General features: G+C 60.9%; 14 protein-coding genes. 5 read left to right on the forward strand and 9 right to left on the reverse strand.

Features of this window, described 5'->3' with window-relative positions; all coding sequences use genetic code 11:
- On the reverse strand, nucleotides 1-1,551 hold a 1,551-nt coding region (locus AC3WMT_RS23110), incomplete at its 3' end, for an efflux transporter outer membrane subunit (RefSeq protein WP_177431440.1).
- 120 nt (nucleotides 1,552-1,671) lie between these two features.
- Here AC3WMT_RS23110 and AC3WMT_RS23115 point away from each other — a divergent pair.
- The gene (locus tag AC3WMT_RS23115; RefSeq protein WP_103305705.1) at nucleotides 1,672-2,193 is read left to right on the forward strand and encodes a transporter suffix domain-containing protein; all 522 of its coding nucleotides are present in this window, start codon (nucleotides 1,672-1,674) and stop codon (nucleotides 2,191-2,193) included.
- Between the two features lie 87 nt (nucleotides 2,194-2,280).
- Here the strand turns inward: AC3WMT_RS23115 and AC3WMT_RS23120 are convergent, their stop codons facing one another.
- Nucleotides 2,281-3,057, reverse strand: a complete 777-nt coding sequence (locus AC3WMT_RS23120) for an NAD(P)H-dependent oxidoreductase (protein ID WP_103305706.1) — start codon at nucleotides 3,055-3,057, stop codon at nucleotides 2,281-2,283.
- Between the two features lie 84 nt (nucleotides 3,058-3,141).
- On the opposite strand from AC3WMT_RS23120, the gene AC3WMT_RS23125 reads away from it, so the two are divergent.
- Nucleotides 3,142-4,035 carry a LysR family transcriptional regulator gene (locus tag AC3WMT_RS23125; protein WP_212809264.1) on the forward strand — a complete coding sequence of 298 codons (894 nt, stop codon included), beginning with the start codon at nucleotides 3,142-3,144 and terminating at the stop codon, nucleotides 4,033-4,035.
- Nucleotides 4,036-4,289: 254 nt separating this feature from the next.
- Nucleotides 4,290-5,075, forward strand: coding sequence for a DeoR/GlpR family DNA-binding transcription regulator (locus tag AC3WMT_RS23130; RefSeq protein WP_103305708.1), 786 nt, complete (start codon nucleotides 4,290-4,292; stop codon nucleotides 5,073-5,075).
- Between the two features lie 112 nt (nucleotides 5,076-5,187).
- On the opposite strand, the gene AC3WMT_RS23135 is transcribed toward AC3WMT_RS23130, so the two are convergent.
- From AC3WMT_RS23135 to AC3WMT_RS23160, 6 genes are all read right to left on the reverse strand, one after another.
- Nucleotides 5,188-6,471, reverse strand: a complete 1,284-nt coding sequence (locus tag AC3WMT_RS23135) for an NAD(P)/FAD-dependent oxidoreductase (protein ID WP_103305709.1) — start codon at nucleotides 6,469-6,471, stop codon at nucleotides 5,188-5,190.
- A gap of 148 nt (nucleotides 6,472-6,619) precedes the next feature.
- On the reverse strand, nucleotides 6,620-7,984 hold the full coding sequence (locus tag AC3WMT_RS23140; RefSeq protein WP_103305710.1) for a glutamine synthetase family protein: 1,365 nt from the start codon (nucleotides 7,982-7,984) through the stop codon (nucleotides 6,620-6,622).
- A gap of 515 nt (nucleotides 7,985-8,499) precedes the next feature.
- Entirely contained in the window at nucleotides 8,500-9,843 is a 1,344-nt protein-coding gene (gene chrA / locus AC3WMT_RS23145) for a chromate efflux transporter (protein WP_103305711.1), read from the reverse strand.
- 92 nt (nucleotides 9,844-9,935) lie between these two features.
- A complete protein-coding gene (locus AC3WMT_RS23150; protein ID WP_103305712.1) occupies nucleotides 9,936-10,835 on the reverse strand; it encodes a bestrophin family protein in 900 nt (299 codons plus the stop codon).
- Between the two features lie 35 nt (nucleotides 10,836-10,870).
- A complete protein-coding gene (gene moaA, locus AC3WMT_RS23155) occupies nucleotides 10,871-11,869 on the reverse strand; it encodes a GTP 3',8-cyclase MoaA (protein ID WP_103305713.1) in 999 nt (332 codons plus the stop codon).
- Between the two features lie 178 nt (nucleotides 11,870-12,047).
- Nucleotides 12,048-12,899 carry a CAP domain-containing protein gene (locus AC3WMT_RS23160; RefSeq protein WP_103305714.1) on the reverse strand — a complete coding sequence of 284 codons (852 nt, stop codon included), beginning with the start codon at nucleotides 12,897-12,899 and terminating at the stop codon, nucleotides 12,048-12,050.
- A gap of 199 nt (nucleotides 12,900-13,098) precedes the next feature.
- Between AC3WMT_RS23160 and AC3WMT_RS23165 the strand changes: the two genes are divergently transcribed.
- Complete coding sequence (locus AC3WMT_RS23165; RefSeq protein ID WP_103305715.1) at nucleotides 13,099-13,719, forward strand: cell wall hydrolase; 621 nt, start codon at nucleotides 13,099-13,101, stop codon at nucleotides 13,717-13,719.
- Here the strand turns inward: AC3WMT_RS23165 and AC3WMT_RS23170 are convergent.
- Nucleotides 13,716-14,603, reverse strand: a complete 888-nt coding sequence (locus AC3WMT_RS23170; RefSeq protein ID WP_103305716.1) for a LysR family transcriptional regulator — start codon at nucleotides 14,601-14,603, stop codon at nucleotides 13,716-13,718. The genes AC3WMT_RS23165 and AC3WMT_RS23170 overlap by 4 nt on opposite strands.
- Nucleotides 14,604-14,705: 102 nt before the next feature.
- Between AC3WMT_RS23170 and AC3WMT_RS23175 the strand changes: the two genes are divergently transcribed.
- Complete coding sequence (locus AC3WMT_RS23175) at nucleotides 14,706-16,118, forward strand: MFS transporter (RefSeq protein WP_103305717.1); 1,413 nt, start codon at nucleotides 14,706-14,708, stop codon at nucleotides 16,116-16,118.
- Nucleotides 16,119-16,208: the final 90 nt, after the last annotated feature.

Raw genomic sequence — 16,208 nt, forward strand, 5'->3', positions numbered from 1 at the left:
GTCATGACGGGTTACCTGCGATGGGAGGGGATACGCCGGTTGGGCGGGCGGCGCGCTGAGCAAATCGCCCCAATTAGTGCGTTGTTGCATTTGTTGCCGTGTCGGCTCATCGACCTGCGGCGCGTTGCTTTGCCAGCCGCCGCCGAGGGCTTTGTACAGGGCGATCAGGTTGCTCACGGCGTTGCTACGGCTGACCAGATAGTTGTCTTGCAATTCGAGCAGGGCGCGTTGCGCGTCGAGCACCCGCTGAAAGTCGGAATAACCTTCGCGGTATTGCGTGTTGGCCAGCACCAGCGAACGTCGCGCAGCGCCTTCGGCCTCGCGCAGAATGCGTTCGCGCTCAAGCGCTTTGCTCAAGCCGCTGGCGGCATCGTCGGCTTCGCGCGCAGCTTGGCGGACCTTGTCGCGATAGGCTTCGATCAGTTGCTGCAAACGCGCGTCCTGCACCCGTATGTTGTTGCGGATACGGCCGTAATCGAAGATGTTCCAGCGCAGGCTCGGGCCGCCGATCAGATCGAGGCTGCGCGGCGTCGCGCCAAGGGAATCGCTGGACCAGACGATGCTGCCAAGCAAGGTCAGCGACGGATACAGATCGGTTTCGGCGACGCCGACCAGCGCCGATTGCGCGGCAACATTCAGTTCTGCCGCGCGTATATCCGGGCGACGCAACAGCAGGTTGGCCGGGACGTCTTGCAGCACGGCGCGATCAAGCAATGGAATCAAACCCGTTTGCTCGGCCAGCAACGCCGCGCCACCGGGTGGCTGGCCGACTAAAACTGCCAAAGCGTTGCGGGTGCGCAGGACTTGATCTTCGAATGCGGGGAGGCTGCTGAGCGTGCCGAGGTACTGGGTTTTTGCCTGTTGCAGGTCGAGTTCGGCCGTCTGGCCGCTGTTGAAGAGTTTTTCGGTGATTTCAAAATTGCGCTTCTGCTGGACGGCGTTCTCCCGGGCGACGCGCAGGCGCGCTTCGGTGGTACGCAGGGAGAAATAGGTGTCGGCGACTTGCGCGCGCAGCAGCACGAGGGCGTCTTCGTAATTGGCCTGCGCGGCAAAGTAGCTGGCGTCGGACGACTCGATGGCACGGCTGAAACGACCCCAGAAATCCAGCTCCCAACCGACATCGAACGCGGCGCTGTGTTGCCAGAAATGCAGATCCTGCGGGTTGTTGCCGCCAGATTGATGGCGATCAACGTACAGGCTGTCGACACCGAGCTGTTGCAGTTGCGGATAGCGCCCGCTTTCAGCTATGCCCAATTGGGCGCGAGCTTCAAGCACTCGCAGCCCGGCGATTTTCAGGCTGCTGTTGTGCGCATCGGCTTCGCTGATCAGGCGATCGAGTACCGGGTCGGCGAACACCTGCCACCACTGGCGCAGATCCGGTTGGTTGGCCCGTGTGCTGGCTTGTTCCAGCGCCGGGCTGTTCCATTGCTTGCTCCACATCTCGGCGGGAGGCTCAAAGTCCGGCCCCAGACGAACGCAGCCACTGAAACTCAAGGCGCCAAGCAACAACAGATATCCGGGCCGTGTCAGCAGGGCTGTCGTTGGTGGCATTGCGTTATGTCTCTGACCCGCAAATATCAGTGGAGCATAGACGGCAAATTGCAAATTGTTCGGGCGAATCTGCTGCTACGCTTTTCAGGCATCAGCACCCACCCAAACAGGTACGTATTCATGGACACAGCACAAGATCCGATGACACCGCCTCCCGCTGCCACCTGGCGCTTCAAGGTCGGCGTCGGGATCATCTGCCTGATGCTTGGCTCGTGGCTAATGGTGCCGTTGGCCGCCGCTCTCGATGTACCCGGCTCGAAAGTCGCGGCGCTGACGGGGGTGCTGTTTATCAGTAACAAAGTGCTGTTGCTGCTGGTGATCGCGGTGATGGGCAAGGCCGGATTCGCTGAACTGAAACGCACGATTGGCCGACATGTCTCGGGGATGCTTCCGACCCCTGTCGCCGAAGTCTCGCCGCTGCGGCATCGGGTGGGCGTGGTGATGTTTTGCCTGCCGTTGCTGACGTCGTTTCTGGAACCGTATTTCGATAATTTCTGGCCGGGGTTGCGGCCCAATTTGTGGCAGTTGCAATTGCTTGGGGATTTGATGTTTGTGGGCAGCTTTTTTGTGCTCGGCGGCAACTTTTGGGACAAGGCCCATGCGTTGTTTGTGCGCAAGGCGCGGGTGGTGGTTGCTGATTAAGATCAAAAGATCGCAGCCTGCGGCAACTCTTGCGTTGGGATTGCGTACCCCCGGTAAGAGCTAATGCAGGCTGCGATCTTTTTGGGCTTAACGAATGTGTGCGGCGAAACCTTCACTGTCCGGGGCAATGGCATCTTTGAGCGTCAACGCCGGAATCTCGTAATCCCCTGCATTCTGATGTCGAAACGCAATTGGCCGCGTGCTCCACAACTCATCCAGACGCCGTCCCAGTTCATCAGTCGTCTGGGCATACCGCGCTTCATCCATGCGACTGGTGCGGTAAATCAGGAACGGCGGCAGCACCTCAAAACCGGGGTAGTGCAGAATCCCGTGCTGGATCGGAAACAGCAGATCATCCATCGGCCCATTGATCCCGCGCGGGCTGTAATGCGATTCCCAGCCACCGGTGGTGACCATCAACATCGCCCGTTTGCCTTTCATCTTCCCTTCGCCATAACGCTCGCCCCAACGACTGTCGGAGTGTTCACCCACACCGTAGGCAAACCCGTAGGCGTAAACCCGATCGACCCAGCCCTTGAGGATCGCCGGCATCGTGAACCACCACAGCGGGAATTGCAGGATCAGCGCGTCGGCCCACAGCAATTTTTCCTGCTCGCGGGCGATGTCGGCGGCTTGTGTGCCTTGGGCGTAGGCGATTTTCGAATCGAGAGAGGCGTGGAACGGTTGGTTTTTATCGCGCTCGGGGGCGTCGTCGGCGTCGAGGGTGGCTTTCCAGTTCATCGCGTAAAGGTCGGAAACCTGCACGCTGTGACCGGCGGCTTCGAGGCGCTGGACGGTGAAGTCCCTGAGCGAGCCATTGAGGGAGGTGGGTTCGGGATGGGCGTAAACCAATAGCACTTTCATGGGGGAACTCCGTGGCTGAATGGCAGCAGGATCGGCGCTCCACAGGTATATTGGAAATGAATGTCTGATATGTCTGGTATAGCCATGAATAATTTGAGACGGCTGGATATCAATCTGCTGTTGACCCTCGACGTGTTGCTGTCCGAGCACAACGTCACCCGCGCGGCGCAACGGTTGAACCTCTCGCAGCCTTCGGTGAGCGTTCATTTGGCCAGGCTTCGTGACATCTTTGGCGATCCGCTGTTGCTCCCCGGCCCACGCGGCATGCGTCCGACGGCGCGGGCCGATGAGTTGCGCGAGCCTTTGCGCGAGGCGCTGCAAGCACTGGAACGGGCGGTGGCGCCGGCTGCTGCGTTCGACCCCGCACTGGCGACCCAGACCTGGAAAGTCGCGGCGACGGATTACGGCGAATCTACCGTTCTCCTGCCAGCCCTGAGTGGTTTGCGTACGCAGGCACCGGGCACTCGGTTGGCGGTTATCGACCTGATGCCAGCGCAATTGGTCAAGCAAGCGGAGCAGGGTGTGTTCGATCTGGCGCTGCACATCACCGAAGACGCGCCGCTGGACCTGCATCAACGGGTGCTGTTTACCGAGCGCTATGTGTTGGCCGGGCGTCTCGGGCATCCGGATTTGACGGGCAAACCGAGCCGCGAGGAATTCTGCGCACTGGAACACGTGATGGTGTCGCGTGAAGGCGGGGGCTTTTTCGGGGTGACAGACAAGGTGCTGGCCGACGTGGGGCTGTCGCGCAAAGTGGTGCTGTCGGTGCCGCACTTTTTGATGGTCATGTCGGTGCTGGCGAGCACCGATCTGGTGGCGATGCTGCCGTCACGGCTGGTGCGCGGTAACCCGGCGTTGCAAGTGGTCGAGGCACCGCTGCAGGTGCCGGGCTACGAAATGGCGATGTTCTGGGGCGAGCGACTGCACCGTGATCCCGCGCACAAGTGGTTTCGCGAGCATCTGGCAGCGTCGGTTTGATGCCTCAGGCGTGGCCCAAGGCAATCGCGAACGACACGACGATCATGCAAGCGAAAGCGAAATTGAGATTCATAAGGTGTTCATCCTGAAGCCTGTTGAGAGTGGGGCCATTCTGAACAGGCTGAATGCAAAGGAAAAATTCCCCTTGCTGATTCCAAGGATCGAGACAATTGATACCCGCCTGTTTGTGTTTGCCCGAGGTTTTGGCTAATCTCGGCGAAAACCTGCAATTACAAGCATAAACAGGCATAACCATGCACGATCATTCGGTTACCGAGCTCCCATCCCTGCGTCGGCAGAAAATCCTCCTGATCCTCGAACGCGACGGCAAGGTCATGGCGTCCGAGTTGAGCCAGCATTTCGCCGTGTCCGAAGACACCATCCGCCGCGACCTCGCCGAACTGGATAATGCCGGTCTGGTGCAACGGGTACACGGCGGTGCTTTGCCAAGGCCGAAGGATACCGGCAAGGACTACTTCACCCGCATCAGTGAAACCGATGAGGTAAAGACACGCCTGGCGCAACTCGCCGCCGGGCGGGTGAAGGATGGCCAGATTGTGCTGTTCGACTCCGGCACTACCACGTTGCAGATTGCGCGGTCCTTGCCAGCGGATATCCGCATCACAGCGGTGACCACCTCGCCGATGACCGCCATCACCCTCGCCGAGTACAAGGGCATCAAGGTGATTCTGGCGGGCGGGCAGTTGAACCTGGCGACCATGTCGGTCAGCGGTCACGAAACGGTGCGTCTGCTGCAAAGCATCAAGGCTGACCTGCTGTTTACCGGGGTGTGCGCGATTCATCCGGAGGTGGGATTGAGTTCGCTGTATTTCGATGAAGTGCCAGTGAAGCAGGCGCTGTTCGAAAGTGCTGCGCAGGTGATCGCGGTGACCACGGCGGACAAGCTTGGCGCGGTCGAGCCGTTCGTGGTGACGCCGTGCACACGGGTGCATACGCTGATTACCGAGCGACATCTGGCGTCGGGTAGTGTTGAGGATTACCGGCGATTGGGGATCGAGGTGGAGCAGTTGCCGGATTGAGTCTTGTGTTGAGGCTGATGGCCCCATCGCTGGCAAGCCAGCTCCCACAGGTTGAGTAGCGTACGACGCAGTCACTGTGGGAGCTGGCTTGCCAGCGATGGGGTCAGTCCAGTCAACGCAATTTTTCAAGCATCTGGTAGTACCACATCCCCGCCGCCAGTAACGGATTGCCCAGCAAATCCCCCATCGGCACGCGAATGTGCTGGCATGCCGCAAACGTATCGAACTGCGCCATCTGCCCGGTGATCGCCCGGCTCATGATTTCGCCCATGATGTGGGTGGTGGCGATGCCATGCCCTGAGTAGCCCTGGCAATACCAGACGTTGTCCGAGAGCTTGCCCAGTTGCGGGATGCGGTTGATGACGATGCCCATCGCGCAGCTCCACTGGTAATCGATCTGCACGCCTTTGAGCGCCGGGAAGGTCTGTTCGATGCACGGGCGCAACTCGGCGGCGATGTCGCGTGAATCCTTGCCGCTGTAGTTGGCGCCGCCGCCGAACAGCAGGCGGCCGTCGGCGGTGAGGCGGTAGTAGTCGAGGACGAAGCGGCAGTCATAGACGGCGAGGTCTTCGGGGTTGATCTGTTTGGCCAGATCGCCCAGCGGCTCGGTGGTGACGATGCCGCCCATGGCCGGGAAAATCTTGCCCTTGAGCTGGCCCGGTTCGAGCTTGTGATAAACGTCGCCGGCGAGCATCACCTGATTGGCATCGATCTGGCCGTGGGCAGTGCGCACACCCGGTGTGTCGCCGTGGATGATTTCCAGCACTTCGCTGTTTTCGAAGATCAGGGCGCCGAGACTGTCCGCCGCCCGCGCTTCGCCGATGCACAGATTGAGCGGGTGCAGGTGCATGTTGCGGGTGTTCTTGATCGCACCGTGATAGAGATCGCTTTGCAGCAAATCGCGCACCTGGCTGCGGTCGAGCAGACTGACTTCATCGCCCAGTCCGCGACGCACGGCTTCTTCGTAATCGTTGCGCAGACCGGTCATGTGGCTCGGTTTGTACGCTGCGTGCAGGTGACCGTGTTTGAGGTCGCACTGGATGGCGTATTTTTCCACGCGCTGTTTGATGATCTCGTGCCCGCGCCAGCGCAAATGCCAGATGAAATCGTCGACCTCGTCGCCGAGTTTTGGGCGCATCTGTTTGCGCATTGCAGCGTCGCCGGAGAGGCTGCCGGTGACCTGGCCGCCATTGCGCCCGGTGGCGCCCCAGCCGATTTTATGGCTTTCGACGATGGCGACTTTCAGGCCTTTTTCGGCCAGTTCGACGGCGGTGGCGACGCCAGTGAAGCCGCCGCCGATGATCACCACGTCGACTTTGTGCCGGCCTTGCAGGGTCGGGTAGTCGGTGTCCTGGTTGAGGGTGGCGGTGTAGTAGGAATTGCAGCGTTCAGTCATGTCGGTGTCCACACAAATTCGGGAGTCAGTACGCGGTCCATGTGGGAGTTGGCTTGCCAGCGATGGCGGAGTGCCAGCCAACAGAAATGCTGAATGTGCCGGCCTCATCGCTGGCAAGCCAGCTCCCACAGGGTTGGGTGTTGGATGCTCAGGCTTCGGTGAGATACCAGCGCCAATCCTGCTCACCCACCTCGGCCATGAACTGCCGGTACTCGGCACGCTTCACCGCCAGATACACACCAAGAAATTCCTGCCCCAGGGCATCACGGGCCCACACCGAATTTTCCAGCGCCTGCAACGACGTCAGCCAATCGGTCGGCAGTAATTCCTTGGCTTGCGCATAGCCGTTGCCCGCCACCGGTTCGCCCGGGTCGAGATCTTCGCGAATGCCGCGATGAATACCCGCAAGGATTGCTGCTGCCGCCATATACGGATTGGCATCGGCGCCGCAGATGCGGTGTTCGATGTGCCGGGTGTTGGCCGGGCCGCCGGGCACGCGCAGGCTGACGGTGCGGTTGTCGACACCCCAGGTCGGCGCCAGTGGCGCATAGCTGTTGGCCTGAAAACGGCGATAAGAGTTGGCATTGGGGCAGAACAGCAGCAGCGAATCCAGCAACGACGCGAGCATGCCGCCAATCGCCGTGCGCAGCAGCGGCGTGCCGGCCGGGTCTTCGGAGGCAAACAGATTGCGCCCCTCGGCATCGGCGAGGCTGACGTGCATGTGCATCCCGGTGCCGGCCAGATCATCGAACGGCTTGGCCATGAACGTCGCTTGCATGCCGTGCTTGTGCGCGATCGCTTTGACCAGCCGTTTGTAACGTACGGCCTGATCCATCGCTTGCAGCGCATCGCCGTGTTCGAGGGTGATTTCCACTTGCCCCGGCGCGTATTCCGAGATCGCCGTGCGCGCCGGAATGCCGTGCAGTTTGCAGGCGCTGTAGAGGTCGGCGAGGAAGGGTTCGATCTGTTCCAGTTCGCGCAAACCGTAGACCTGAGTATGTCGCGGTCGCCCTCCATCGGCATCCAGCGCCGGTTGTGGTCGGCCGTTGTGATCGCGTTTGGCGTCGAGTAGATAGAACTCCAGTTCGCACGCCATGACCGGGTGATAGCCCTCGGCCTTGAGGCCATCGATGATCCTGATCAGCAGGTGACGCGGGTCGGCAATGCTCGCTGGCAAGCCTTCGGTCGGGTGCATGCTGACCTGCACCGCTGCGGTGGGAATCTGCCGCCACGGCAGGCGCACCAGACTGCCTTCGAGCGGGTAGGCGCGGCAGTCGATATCACCGACGTCCCAGACCAGACCTGAGTTTTCCACGTCTTCGCCCTGCACGGTCAGACCAAGGATGGTGCTGGGCAGCGGGCGACCGCTTTGGTAAACGGCGAGCAGTTCTTCGCGGTGCAACAGCTTGCCGCGTGGCACTCCGTTGGCGTCGAGGATGAACAGTTCGATCATGTCGATATCGGGGTTCTGTTCAAGGAACAGGCGTGCGTCTTCGATGGCTGCGAATTTCATAATCAATCACTCACGATGGCGCCGTGCAGGCGCGCAGATTCGGGCCGGACGCAGCTATGGGCGTCCCGGCAGGAATATCAAATGGAGATCAGTCAGACGAGATACAAAACCTGTGGCGAGGGGATTCATCCCCGATGGACTGCGCAGCAGTCCTGATTTTTGGGGCCGCTTCGCGCCCCAGCGGGAGCAAGCCCCCTCGCCACATATGGATCTTTTCTGACTGACAGAAATCAGCAGGCGATATCCGGCGGGCGTGCGGAGTGACGCAGCTTGGAACGGCGCAGGGCCATGGGGAGATTGACGATACGATTCATACGCCGCCCCCGAGAGAGAGGGTGCGCAGTGCAGAGACGTTCAACGATTTTCGTTGTTGTGGTGACGTACTCATAACGCGTGTTTCCGTTGGCGGAAAACGTCGGTGGCGGGGCAGGCCCGCCGACCGGTGTGCCCGGATAGTAAGGGGCAATCCTTGGGCGTGTAAACGACTGATTCAGTCTCAGAGCTGCGGCCAGTCCTCAGCGCAGCAGATGAAAGCCCAGCCCGACAAGGGCGCAAACGATCAATACTTCAATCACGCCGCGTTTGAAAACGAACAGCGCCAGCGCCGCCATAACTGCCAACGCTATCGAAAAAACATCCGGCGGCCCGGCGAAACCGCTCGGCCAAAACACGTGATAAGCGAAGAAACACGCTAGGTTGAGAATCACCCCGACCACCGCTGCGGTGATGGCTGTCAGCGGTGCGGTGAACTTCAATTCGTTGTGGGTCGATTCCACCAACGGCCCACCGGCGAGGATGAACAGAAACGAAGGCAGAAAGGTGAACCACGTCACCAGCGTCGCCGCCACTGCGCCAGCGGCGAACGCATGCTCCGCGCCGAATGCCGGTTGCACATAACCGCCGATGAAGCCGACAAACGCCACCACCATGATCAGCGGCCCCGGCGTGGTTTCGCCAAGCGCCAGACCGTCGATCATTTGCGTCGGCGTCAGCCAGCCGTAATGCCCGACCGCGCCTTGGTAGACATAGGGCAGCACGGCGTAAGCGCCGCCGAAGGTGAGCAGCGCGGCTTTGGTGAAGAACCAGGCCATTTGCGTGAAGGTGCCATCCCAGCCGAACAGGGCTGTCAGCAGTGCCATGGGCAGACACCACAGCGCTGCGCCAATCAATAGCAGCCGCCACAACTTCGGCAGACTGAATCGTGCATGTTCGGGAGTTGGCGTGTCGTCATCGATCAATGCCGGGCCGAAGGATTTTTCGCTGCTGCGCTGCCCGCCATTGTTGAAGCGCTGCGGGGCCAGTCGCCCACCGAAATAACCGAGCAACGCCGCGCCGAGCACGATCAGCGGGAACGGCAGATTGAAGGCAAAAATCGCCACGAATGACGCACCGGCGATGGCCCACAGCCAACTGTTTTTCAGCGCCCGCGAGCCGATGCGGTGGGCCGCGTGCAAGACAATCGCGGTCACCGCCGGTTTGATCCCGTAGAAGATTCCGGCCACTACTGGCACGTCGCCGAACGCGATATACATCCACGACAGCGCGATCAGGATGAACAGCGACGGCAGCACAAACAGCACACCGGCTATCACCCCGCCCCAGGTCCGGTGCATCAGCCAGCCAATGTACGTCGCCAACTGCTGAGCCTCGGGGCCGGGCAACAACATGCAGTAGTTGAGGGCGTGGAGAAAGCGTCGTTCCGAGATCCAGCGCCGGCGCTCGACCAGCTCCTGATGCATGATCGCGATTTGCCCGGCCGGGCCGCCAAAGCCGATACAGCCCAGTTTCAGCCAGAAACGCCAGGCCTGTCGCAGGCTGACGGGCTCGGGGCGGGATAGATCATTCGGCGTTGTGCTCAAGTGCGGCTCCTGAGTCGAATCATGGCGGAGCCACTATCTAATCAGGCTTTTGTTCAATGCAATAGCGTTCAGGTGAGGCTGTGAATAACGGATCAACTCAAGACGTAATCGACGGGCATCAACGCCGGTGGCAGTTGCGCAACACCTAGTTCAGCCAGGATGTCGCGTTCGATCGTGCGTACCAAGGCATCGGTTGGCAGGTCGTTTTCATCGCGGCCGAATGGGTCTTCCAACTCATCGGCAATCGCATCCAGTCCGAAAAAGGTATAGCTGACAATCGCGGTGAACAACGGCGTCAACCAGCCCAGCGGTTCGGCCATGGCGAACGGTAGCAGAATGCAGAACAGGTAGATCGTGCGGTGCAGCAGCAACGTGTAGGGGAAGGGCAGAGGTGTGTTTTTGATCCGCTCGCACACCGCTTGCGCTTGCGTAAGGCTGGTCAGGTGATTGGCCAGCAGCATGTAGCGCCATTCGGTCAGTGCTCCGGCCTGTTGCAGATCGGAGCACTGTTCGCCGATCCGGTGCAGGATCCGGGCGCTGTAGTCCGGCACTTGTGCGTCGGGTTTCGGGTTGACCCATGCGCTGCTGGCCGCCGCTTCATCTTCACGTCGCAGCCGCGCGTTGAGGGCATGGGCGAAGCCGCACAGGTTGAACAGCAAGTGCCGGCGTTGAGGCGATTCGCGGATGATGTGGGTTTCACGAAGGATCGAGCGAATATGCACGATCACTTCGCCCCAGGCCTTGCGCGCCTCGTACCAGCGGTCATAGCAGGCGTTGTTACGGAAACTCATGAAAATCGACAGCGATAAACCCAGCAGCGTGAACGGCGTGGCGTTGACCTTGGTGAAACTGCTGGGATGGAGGATTTCCACCAGCACGATGGCCGACGCCAGCAGGGTAACCATCAGAGTGCGCAAGGCGATTCGCTTGGCAATCGAACCCTTGAGGGTAAACAGGATGGCGAACTGACTGACCTTGGGTCTGATAATCATGCTGGGTGATCCCGATTATGTGTGGACGTGACGCATCAACCGCCGGTCATGTTCATGAATCGCACGACCTGCACGTCGTCGCTCACTTCGAAGTTGTGCCTGTAGGGCTTTAGCTTCATTGCTTCGATGATGGCTTTTTCCAGACGTTGCGGTTGCCCCGGATGCGCGCGCAGCAGCGCTTTCAAGTCCACCGAATGCTCGTTACCCAGACACAGTAGCAAACGCCCTTCGACGGTCAGCCGCACCCGGTTGCAGGTGCCGCAGAAATTGTGGCTGTGCGGCGAGATAAAACCGAGGCGAATATCCGGTGCTTCGGCCAGCCGCCAGTAGCGCGACGGGCCTTGAGTCGATTCGGCAGAGTCGATCAGGGTGTAGCGCTCGGCGATCTTTTCCCGTACCTGCGCGCTTGAGAAAAATGACTCGGCGCGGCTGTGCTCATTGATGATCCCCAGCGGCATTTCTTCGATGAAGGCGATGTCGAGCTGGCGGTCGATGGCAAAACTCACCAGATCGTTGATCTCCTGATCGTTGCGACCCTGCATCACCACGACGTTGAGTTTGGTGCGGGTAAATCCGGCCTTGTGCGCGGCATCGATGCCGTTGATCACCAGCGCCAGATCGCCGGTGCGGGTCATCTGCTTGAAGCGCTCAGGGTCGAGGCTGTCGAGGCTGACGTTGAGGCGCTTGACCCCGGCGTCGAACAACGGCGCGGCAAATTTGCCGAGCTGCGAGCCGTTGGTGGTCATGCACAGCTCACGCAAGCCGGGCAGGGCGGCGATCTGCTCGCACAGCTTGACCACGCCGGGGCGAATCAACGGCTCGCCGCCGGTCAGGCGGATCTTGCGCGTGCCCAGTGCGACGAAGCTCTGCGCCAGTTGATAGATCTCTTCCAGCGTCAGCACTTGTTGGCGTGGCAGAAACTGCATGTCTTCAGCCATGCAATAGACACAGCGAAAGTCGCAACGATCGGTCACCGACATGCGCAGGTAGTCAACGCGGCGGTTGAAGCCATCGATCAAGATGCGCTCTGACATGACAGCCTCGCTGTGGGGAAAACCGCTGACAGCGGATCTGGACGGCGCAGGGTAGGGGCAATGTCAGGCACCGTCCAATCACTCTTAATGACCGGTTGATTGATGCCGTCGATGATCAGCAGAATGACGGCTATCGCAGGCAAGCCAGCTCACACAGGTCTAGTGGTGAGCTTGAGATTTACTGCGCACCAAACATCGCCGTCCAATAGATCCCCGCGCTGCTTTTCGGGTCAGTCGCGTACGCGGCGCCGAGTTCCTTGTATTGCGGGTTCATCAGGTTGGCGCAGTGGCCGGGGCTGGCGAGCCAGCCTTCGACGACTTTGTGTACGGTGTCTTGCCCGGCGGCGATGTTTTCGCCTACCAGTTGTCCGCTATAGCCGGCGAGTTCAGCGCGATCGCCCGGGGTGCGGCCGTCGCGGTCCTTGTGGTCGAAGTAATTGTTGTTGGCCATGTCGCGGCTGTGATCCTGGGAGATGGTGCCCAGGCTCGCGTTCCAGGCCAGCGGTGCTGCGGCGGCGAAGGCCTGGCCGCCACATTGACGCGGCTGGCTGCGGGCGATATTGAGTTCACTCAGCAGCTTCTGCCCCTCACTTTGCGCATCACCAAGTTTCGCCGTCAGCAACGGCCGCGCCAGCACAATGCGCCAGTCGCGGTCGTCACGGCTGACACCGACATCGACGAACTGCGGATCGAGCACCACCTGACAGAAACTTTCCTGAATCGCTTTCATCGCCGACGCCGCATCACGCGGGCCGTTGAGCGTAATCGCCTGGACATTGACCATCGGGTAACTGGCGCTGGCCATGGCCTGTTGCAGATCGACAGCGCCAGTTGCCCGTAACCTCAACCGAGGATCAGCTGATAGCGGTGCCAGTTCATTCGACGCCTGAGTGCCGCAGCGCTGCGGTTGGCTGCGGTAGCTGTTGATCGACTCGATCAGTTGCGACTCATCGCCGGCCATGGCCGGGATAGCCAGCAACACGCCTGCGGACAACGCGGCGCAACGCAAAACGGATGGCATGAAGCGCATGGAAATCTCCCTTGAGCTGAATGCGCCCATGATGCGCGAAAGGCCCCCGGTGAGTGCAATGCCTTTTTCTTTATCAGGCGTTTTTTTCGCGCAACTTTTTGCCCGGATTTGCCGTCTACACTCACCGAAGATCCCCGGAATCCGGGTGTTTCCCCGACGTAACACCTTGCCCGACTCGGGCCCTGCCGGAAGAACAGACATGGGATTGAAATGGTTGGCTGGCTGTTTCGCATTAACCCTGTTGGCCAGCGCTGCGCTGGCCACCGATCAAGCGCCGATCAAGGCCAAGGCTGAAGAGAAAGCCCAGGTGCTGGAAGAGAAAGCGGCGGACAAAGTCAGCACGGCCCCGGCGCCCAAGTCCGAGGCGATTACTCCGACCGAAGTACAAGCCGTGGACCCGGCCGGCGCCGCGCCGCTGGATGATCCGATCACGTGTCTGGCGCGCAGTATCTACTGGGAAGCCAAAGGCAAGGACACCCCGGAAATGGAAGCCGTGGCCAGTGTGGTGATGAACCGCCTCGGCCATGAAGGTTTTCCCGACACCGTTTGCGCTGTGGTCAAGCAAGGTTCGGAAAGCAAAAGCTGCCAGTTTTCCTGGTGGTGTGACGGGCGTCCGGATCAGGTCAAGGAAGACGCTGAGTACGCGCTGGCCAAGGAAATCGCCGGCAAGGCGTTGAACCGCCAGCTCAAGGATCGCACCAACGGCGCGTTGTATTTCCATGACCGCAACGTGCATCCGAGTTGGGCCAGGGAATACCGGAAAACCGCCGAGACGAAAAAATTCCTCTTCTATAAACCTGCCGGCGGCGATGCGCGCTAGGCGCAGACTTCCCGCACGCAATTGCGCAACCAGCGATGCGCGGGGTCGGCGTCCATGCGCGGATGCCAGAGCATGGACACGCTGATCGCCGGCATCTCGAAGGGCAGGGCAAAACTGTGCAGGCCCGTGCGCAGCTTGCTGGTATGACGTTCGGGAACGGTGGCGATCAGGTCGGATTCACGCACCAGCGTCAGCGCCGCCGAAAACCCGCCGAATGAAGTGACGATATCCCGCGTCAGCCCCACGGCGAGTAACGCTTCGTCCACCGGGCCGCTGCTGCGTCCGCGTCGTGAGATGAGAATGTGCTGGCCGCCGGCGAAGCGTTTGCCAGTGACTTTCCCCGTGCTCAACGGATGCCCCTCACGCACCACGCCAATCCACTGATCCTGAAACAGGATGCGGCTGTGCAGCGCCGGATCGGTGCTGTCATCGACCACCCCGGTTTCCAGATCGACGCGGCCTTCGCGCAGCGGCGTGCTGTCCTTGTCGGCCTTTTGCACAAAGCGCAGGCGCACGCCGGGTGCCTCTTCGGCGATGCGCGCGAGCAGGGCGGCGGCGAAGGTTTCGACAAAACCGTCGGTGTTGCGCAGGGTGAACGTACGGTGCAACTGGCGAGGATCGAGCACTTCGGCGGGACGCAAAACCGCCTCGGCTTCCTGCACCAGATGGCTGACGCGCTCGCGCAGTTCCAGCGCTCGCGGCGTCGGCACCAGACCCCGACCGGCCCGGACCAGCAAAGGATCTCCGGTGGTTTCGCGCAAACGGGCCAGCGCGCGACTCATCGCCGAGGGGCTCAGGCGTAGAGATTTGGCAGCGCGGGCAACGCTGCCTTCGCGCAGCAACACGTCGAGGGTGATCAACAGATTCAGATCCGGTACAGACATGACATGGCGTTCCGTGCAGGTATCAAGTGCAAAGCATGCGTCTTGCGCCTTGTGTTGTCGAGACTCAAGCTATGGCGCATGAACTTGCAGCGTGAGCGCCCCATGTCCCGAGAATCCTTGAGCACCACCGCCCGCTGGGCGTTGACCAGTCTGGCGCTGTCAATGTTGATGCCGTCGCTGGACACCAGCATTGCCAACGCCGGGTTGCCCGTGCTGGCGGCGGCGTTTGAGGCGACGTTTCAGCAGGTGCAGTGGATTGTCCTGGCCTACCTGTTGGCGATCACCACGTTGATTGTCAGCGTCGGGCGTCTGGGTGACGGCTTTGGGCGGCGCCGCCTGCTGTTGATCGGGATCGGCATTTTCACCAGCGCTTCGTTGGCTTGTGCGCTGGCCCCGGGACTGGCCTGGCTGATCGGCGCACGGGCGGTGCAAGGCGTGGGAGCGGCCATCATGTTCGCGTTAACGGTGGCATTGGTCTCCGATGCAGTGCCCAAAACGCGGGCGGGCAGTGCGATGGGGTTGCTGGCGACGATGTCAGCCACCGGCACCACCCTCGGGCCGTCGTTGGGTGGGCTGCTGATGGCGCATGTCGGTTGGCAGTCGATATTTCTGCTCAACGTGCCATTGGGTTTGCTCAATGCGTGGCTGGTGTATCGCTATCTACCGGCAGATCGAACGGCACGCACGAGGGTTGCATTTGATTATCTCGGTTCCGGGGTGCTGGTGTTGACGCTGGCCGCCTATGCACTGGCGATGACGCTTGAAGGTTTCACGTTGGCGTTGCTGCTGGTCAGTCTGTGCGGTGTGGGAGTGTTCGTGATTGTCGAGATGAGAGCCAAGGCGCCGCTGATTCGTCTGTCCTTGTTCGCCGATCTGCGCCTGAGCGGCAGTCTGCTGCTGACGTTGCTGGTGACGACCGTGATGATGACCACACTGGTAGTCGGGCCGTTTTACCTGAGTCGCGGATTGGGTCTGAGCAGTGCCATGGTCGGGGTGGCGTTGTCGGCGGGGCCGTTGTTGTCGGCGCTCAGCGGCGTGCCCGCCGGTCGTCTGGTGGATCGCTTTGGCGCGCGGCGGGTGGTGCCTGGGGCCTTGCTCGGATTGATTGGCGGCTGCGGATTACTGGCGTTATTGCCGATGAGTTTCGGGCTGCCTGCTTATTTATTGCCAGTGGCGGTGGTCGCCATCAGTTACGCGCTGTTCCAGGCGGCCAACAATACCGGGTTGATGGCAGGGGTGGCGCAGGATCAGCGCGGCGTGGTGTCGGCGCTGCTCGGATTGGCGCGCAATCTGGGCCTGATCACGGGGGCGGCGGCGATGGGCGCGGTGTTTGCCGTGGCCACCGGGGGGCCGACTCAGGCCCCGGCCGATGTCATTGCCAGCGGATTGCACATCACCTTCGGCGTCGCCACGGCTCTGATGATCATGGCCCTGATCATCAGCCGAACCCAGATCAACAGTGGGAACTGCTTGCCTGCGATGAGGCCGTCAGACATCGATATTGATGTTGACTGAGCCACCGTCATCGCTGGCAAGCCAGCTCCCACAGTTTTTACAGTGTGCATGCAGATTTCGGGAACATCACGAAACCCTGTGGGAGCTGGG

It is taken from the genome of Pseudomonas sp. FW305-7, from assembly GCF_058786735.1.

What these genes read in the sequence shown, in the direction of transcription:
- AC3WMT_RS23130 (WP_103305708.1), top strand. Translation starts at nt 4,290, where the DNA reads ATGCACGATCATTCGGTTACCGAGCTCCCATCCCTGCGTCGGCAGAAA.
- AC3WMT_RS23165 (WP_103305715.1), top strand. Translation starts at nt 13,099, where the DNA reads ATGGGATTGAAATGGTTGGCTGGCTGTTTCGCATTAACCCTGTTGGCC.
- AC3WMT_RS23125 (WP_212809264.1), top strand. Translation starts at nt 3,142, where the DNA reads ATGAATAATTTGAGACGGCTGGATATCAATCTGCTGTTGACCCTCGAC.
- moaA (WP_103305713.1), bottom strand. Translation starts at nt 11,869, where the DNA reads ATGTCAGAGCGCATCTTGATCGATGGCTTCAACCGCCGCGTTGACTAC.
- AC3WMT_RS23115 (WP_103305705.1), top strand. Translation starts at nt 1,672, where the DNA reads ATGGACACAGCACAAGATCCGATGACACCGCCTCCCGCTGCCACCTGG.
- AC3WMT_RS23135 (WP_103305709.1), bottom strand. Translation starts at nt 6,471, where the DNA reads ATGACTGAACGCTGCAATTCCTACTACACCGCCACCCTCAACCAGGAC.
- AC3WMT_RS23175 (WP_103305717.1), top strand. Translation starts at nt 14,706, where the DNA reads ATGTCCCGAGAATCCTTGAGCACCACCGCCCGCTGGGCGTTGACCAGT.
- AC3WMT_RS23150 (WP_103305712.1), bottom strand. Translation starts at nt 10,835, where the DNA reads ATGATTATCAGACCCAAGGTCAGTCAGTTCGCCATCCTGTTTACCCTC.
- AC3WMT_RS23120 (WP_103305706.1), bottom strand. Translation starts at nt 3,057, where the DNA reads ATGAAAGTGCTATTGGTTTACGCCCATCCCGAACCCACCTCCCTCAAT.
- AC3WMT_RS23170 (WP_103305716.1), bottom strand. Translation starts at nt 14,603, where the DNA reads ATGTCTGTACCGGATCTGAATCTGTTGATCACCCTCGACGTGTTGCTG.
- AC3WMT_RS23140 (WP_103305710.1), bottom strand. Translation starts at nt 7,984, where the DNA reads ATGAAATTCGCAGCCATCGAAGACGCACGCCTGTTCCTTGAACAGAAC.
- AC3WMT_RS23160 (WP_103305714.1), bottom strand. Translation starts at nt 12,899, where the DNA reads ATGCGCTTCATGCCATCCGTTTTGCGTTGCGCCGCGTTGTCCGCAGGC.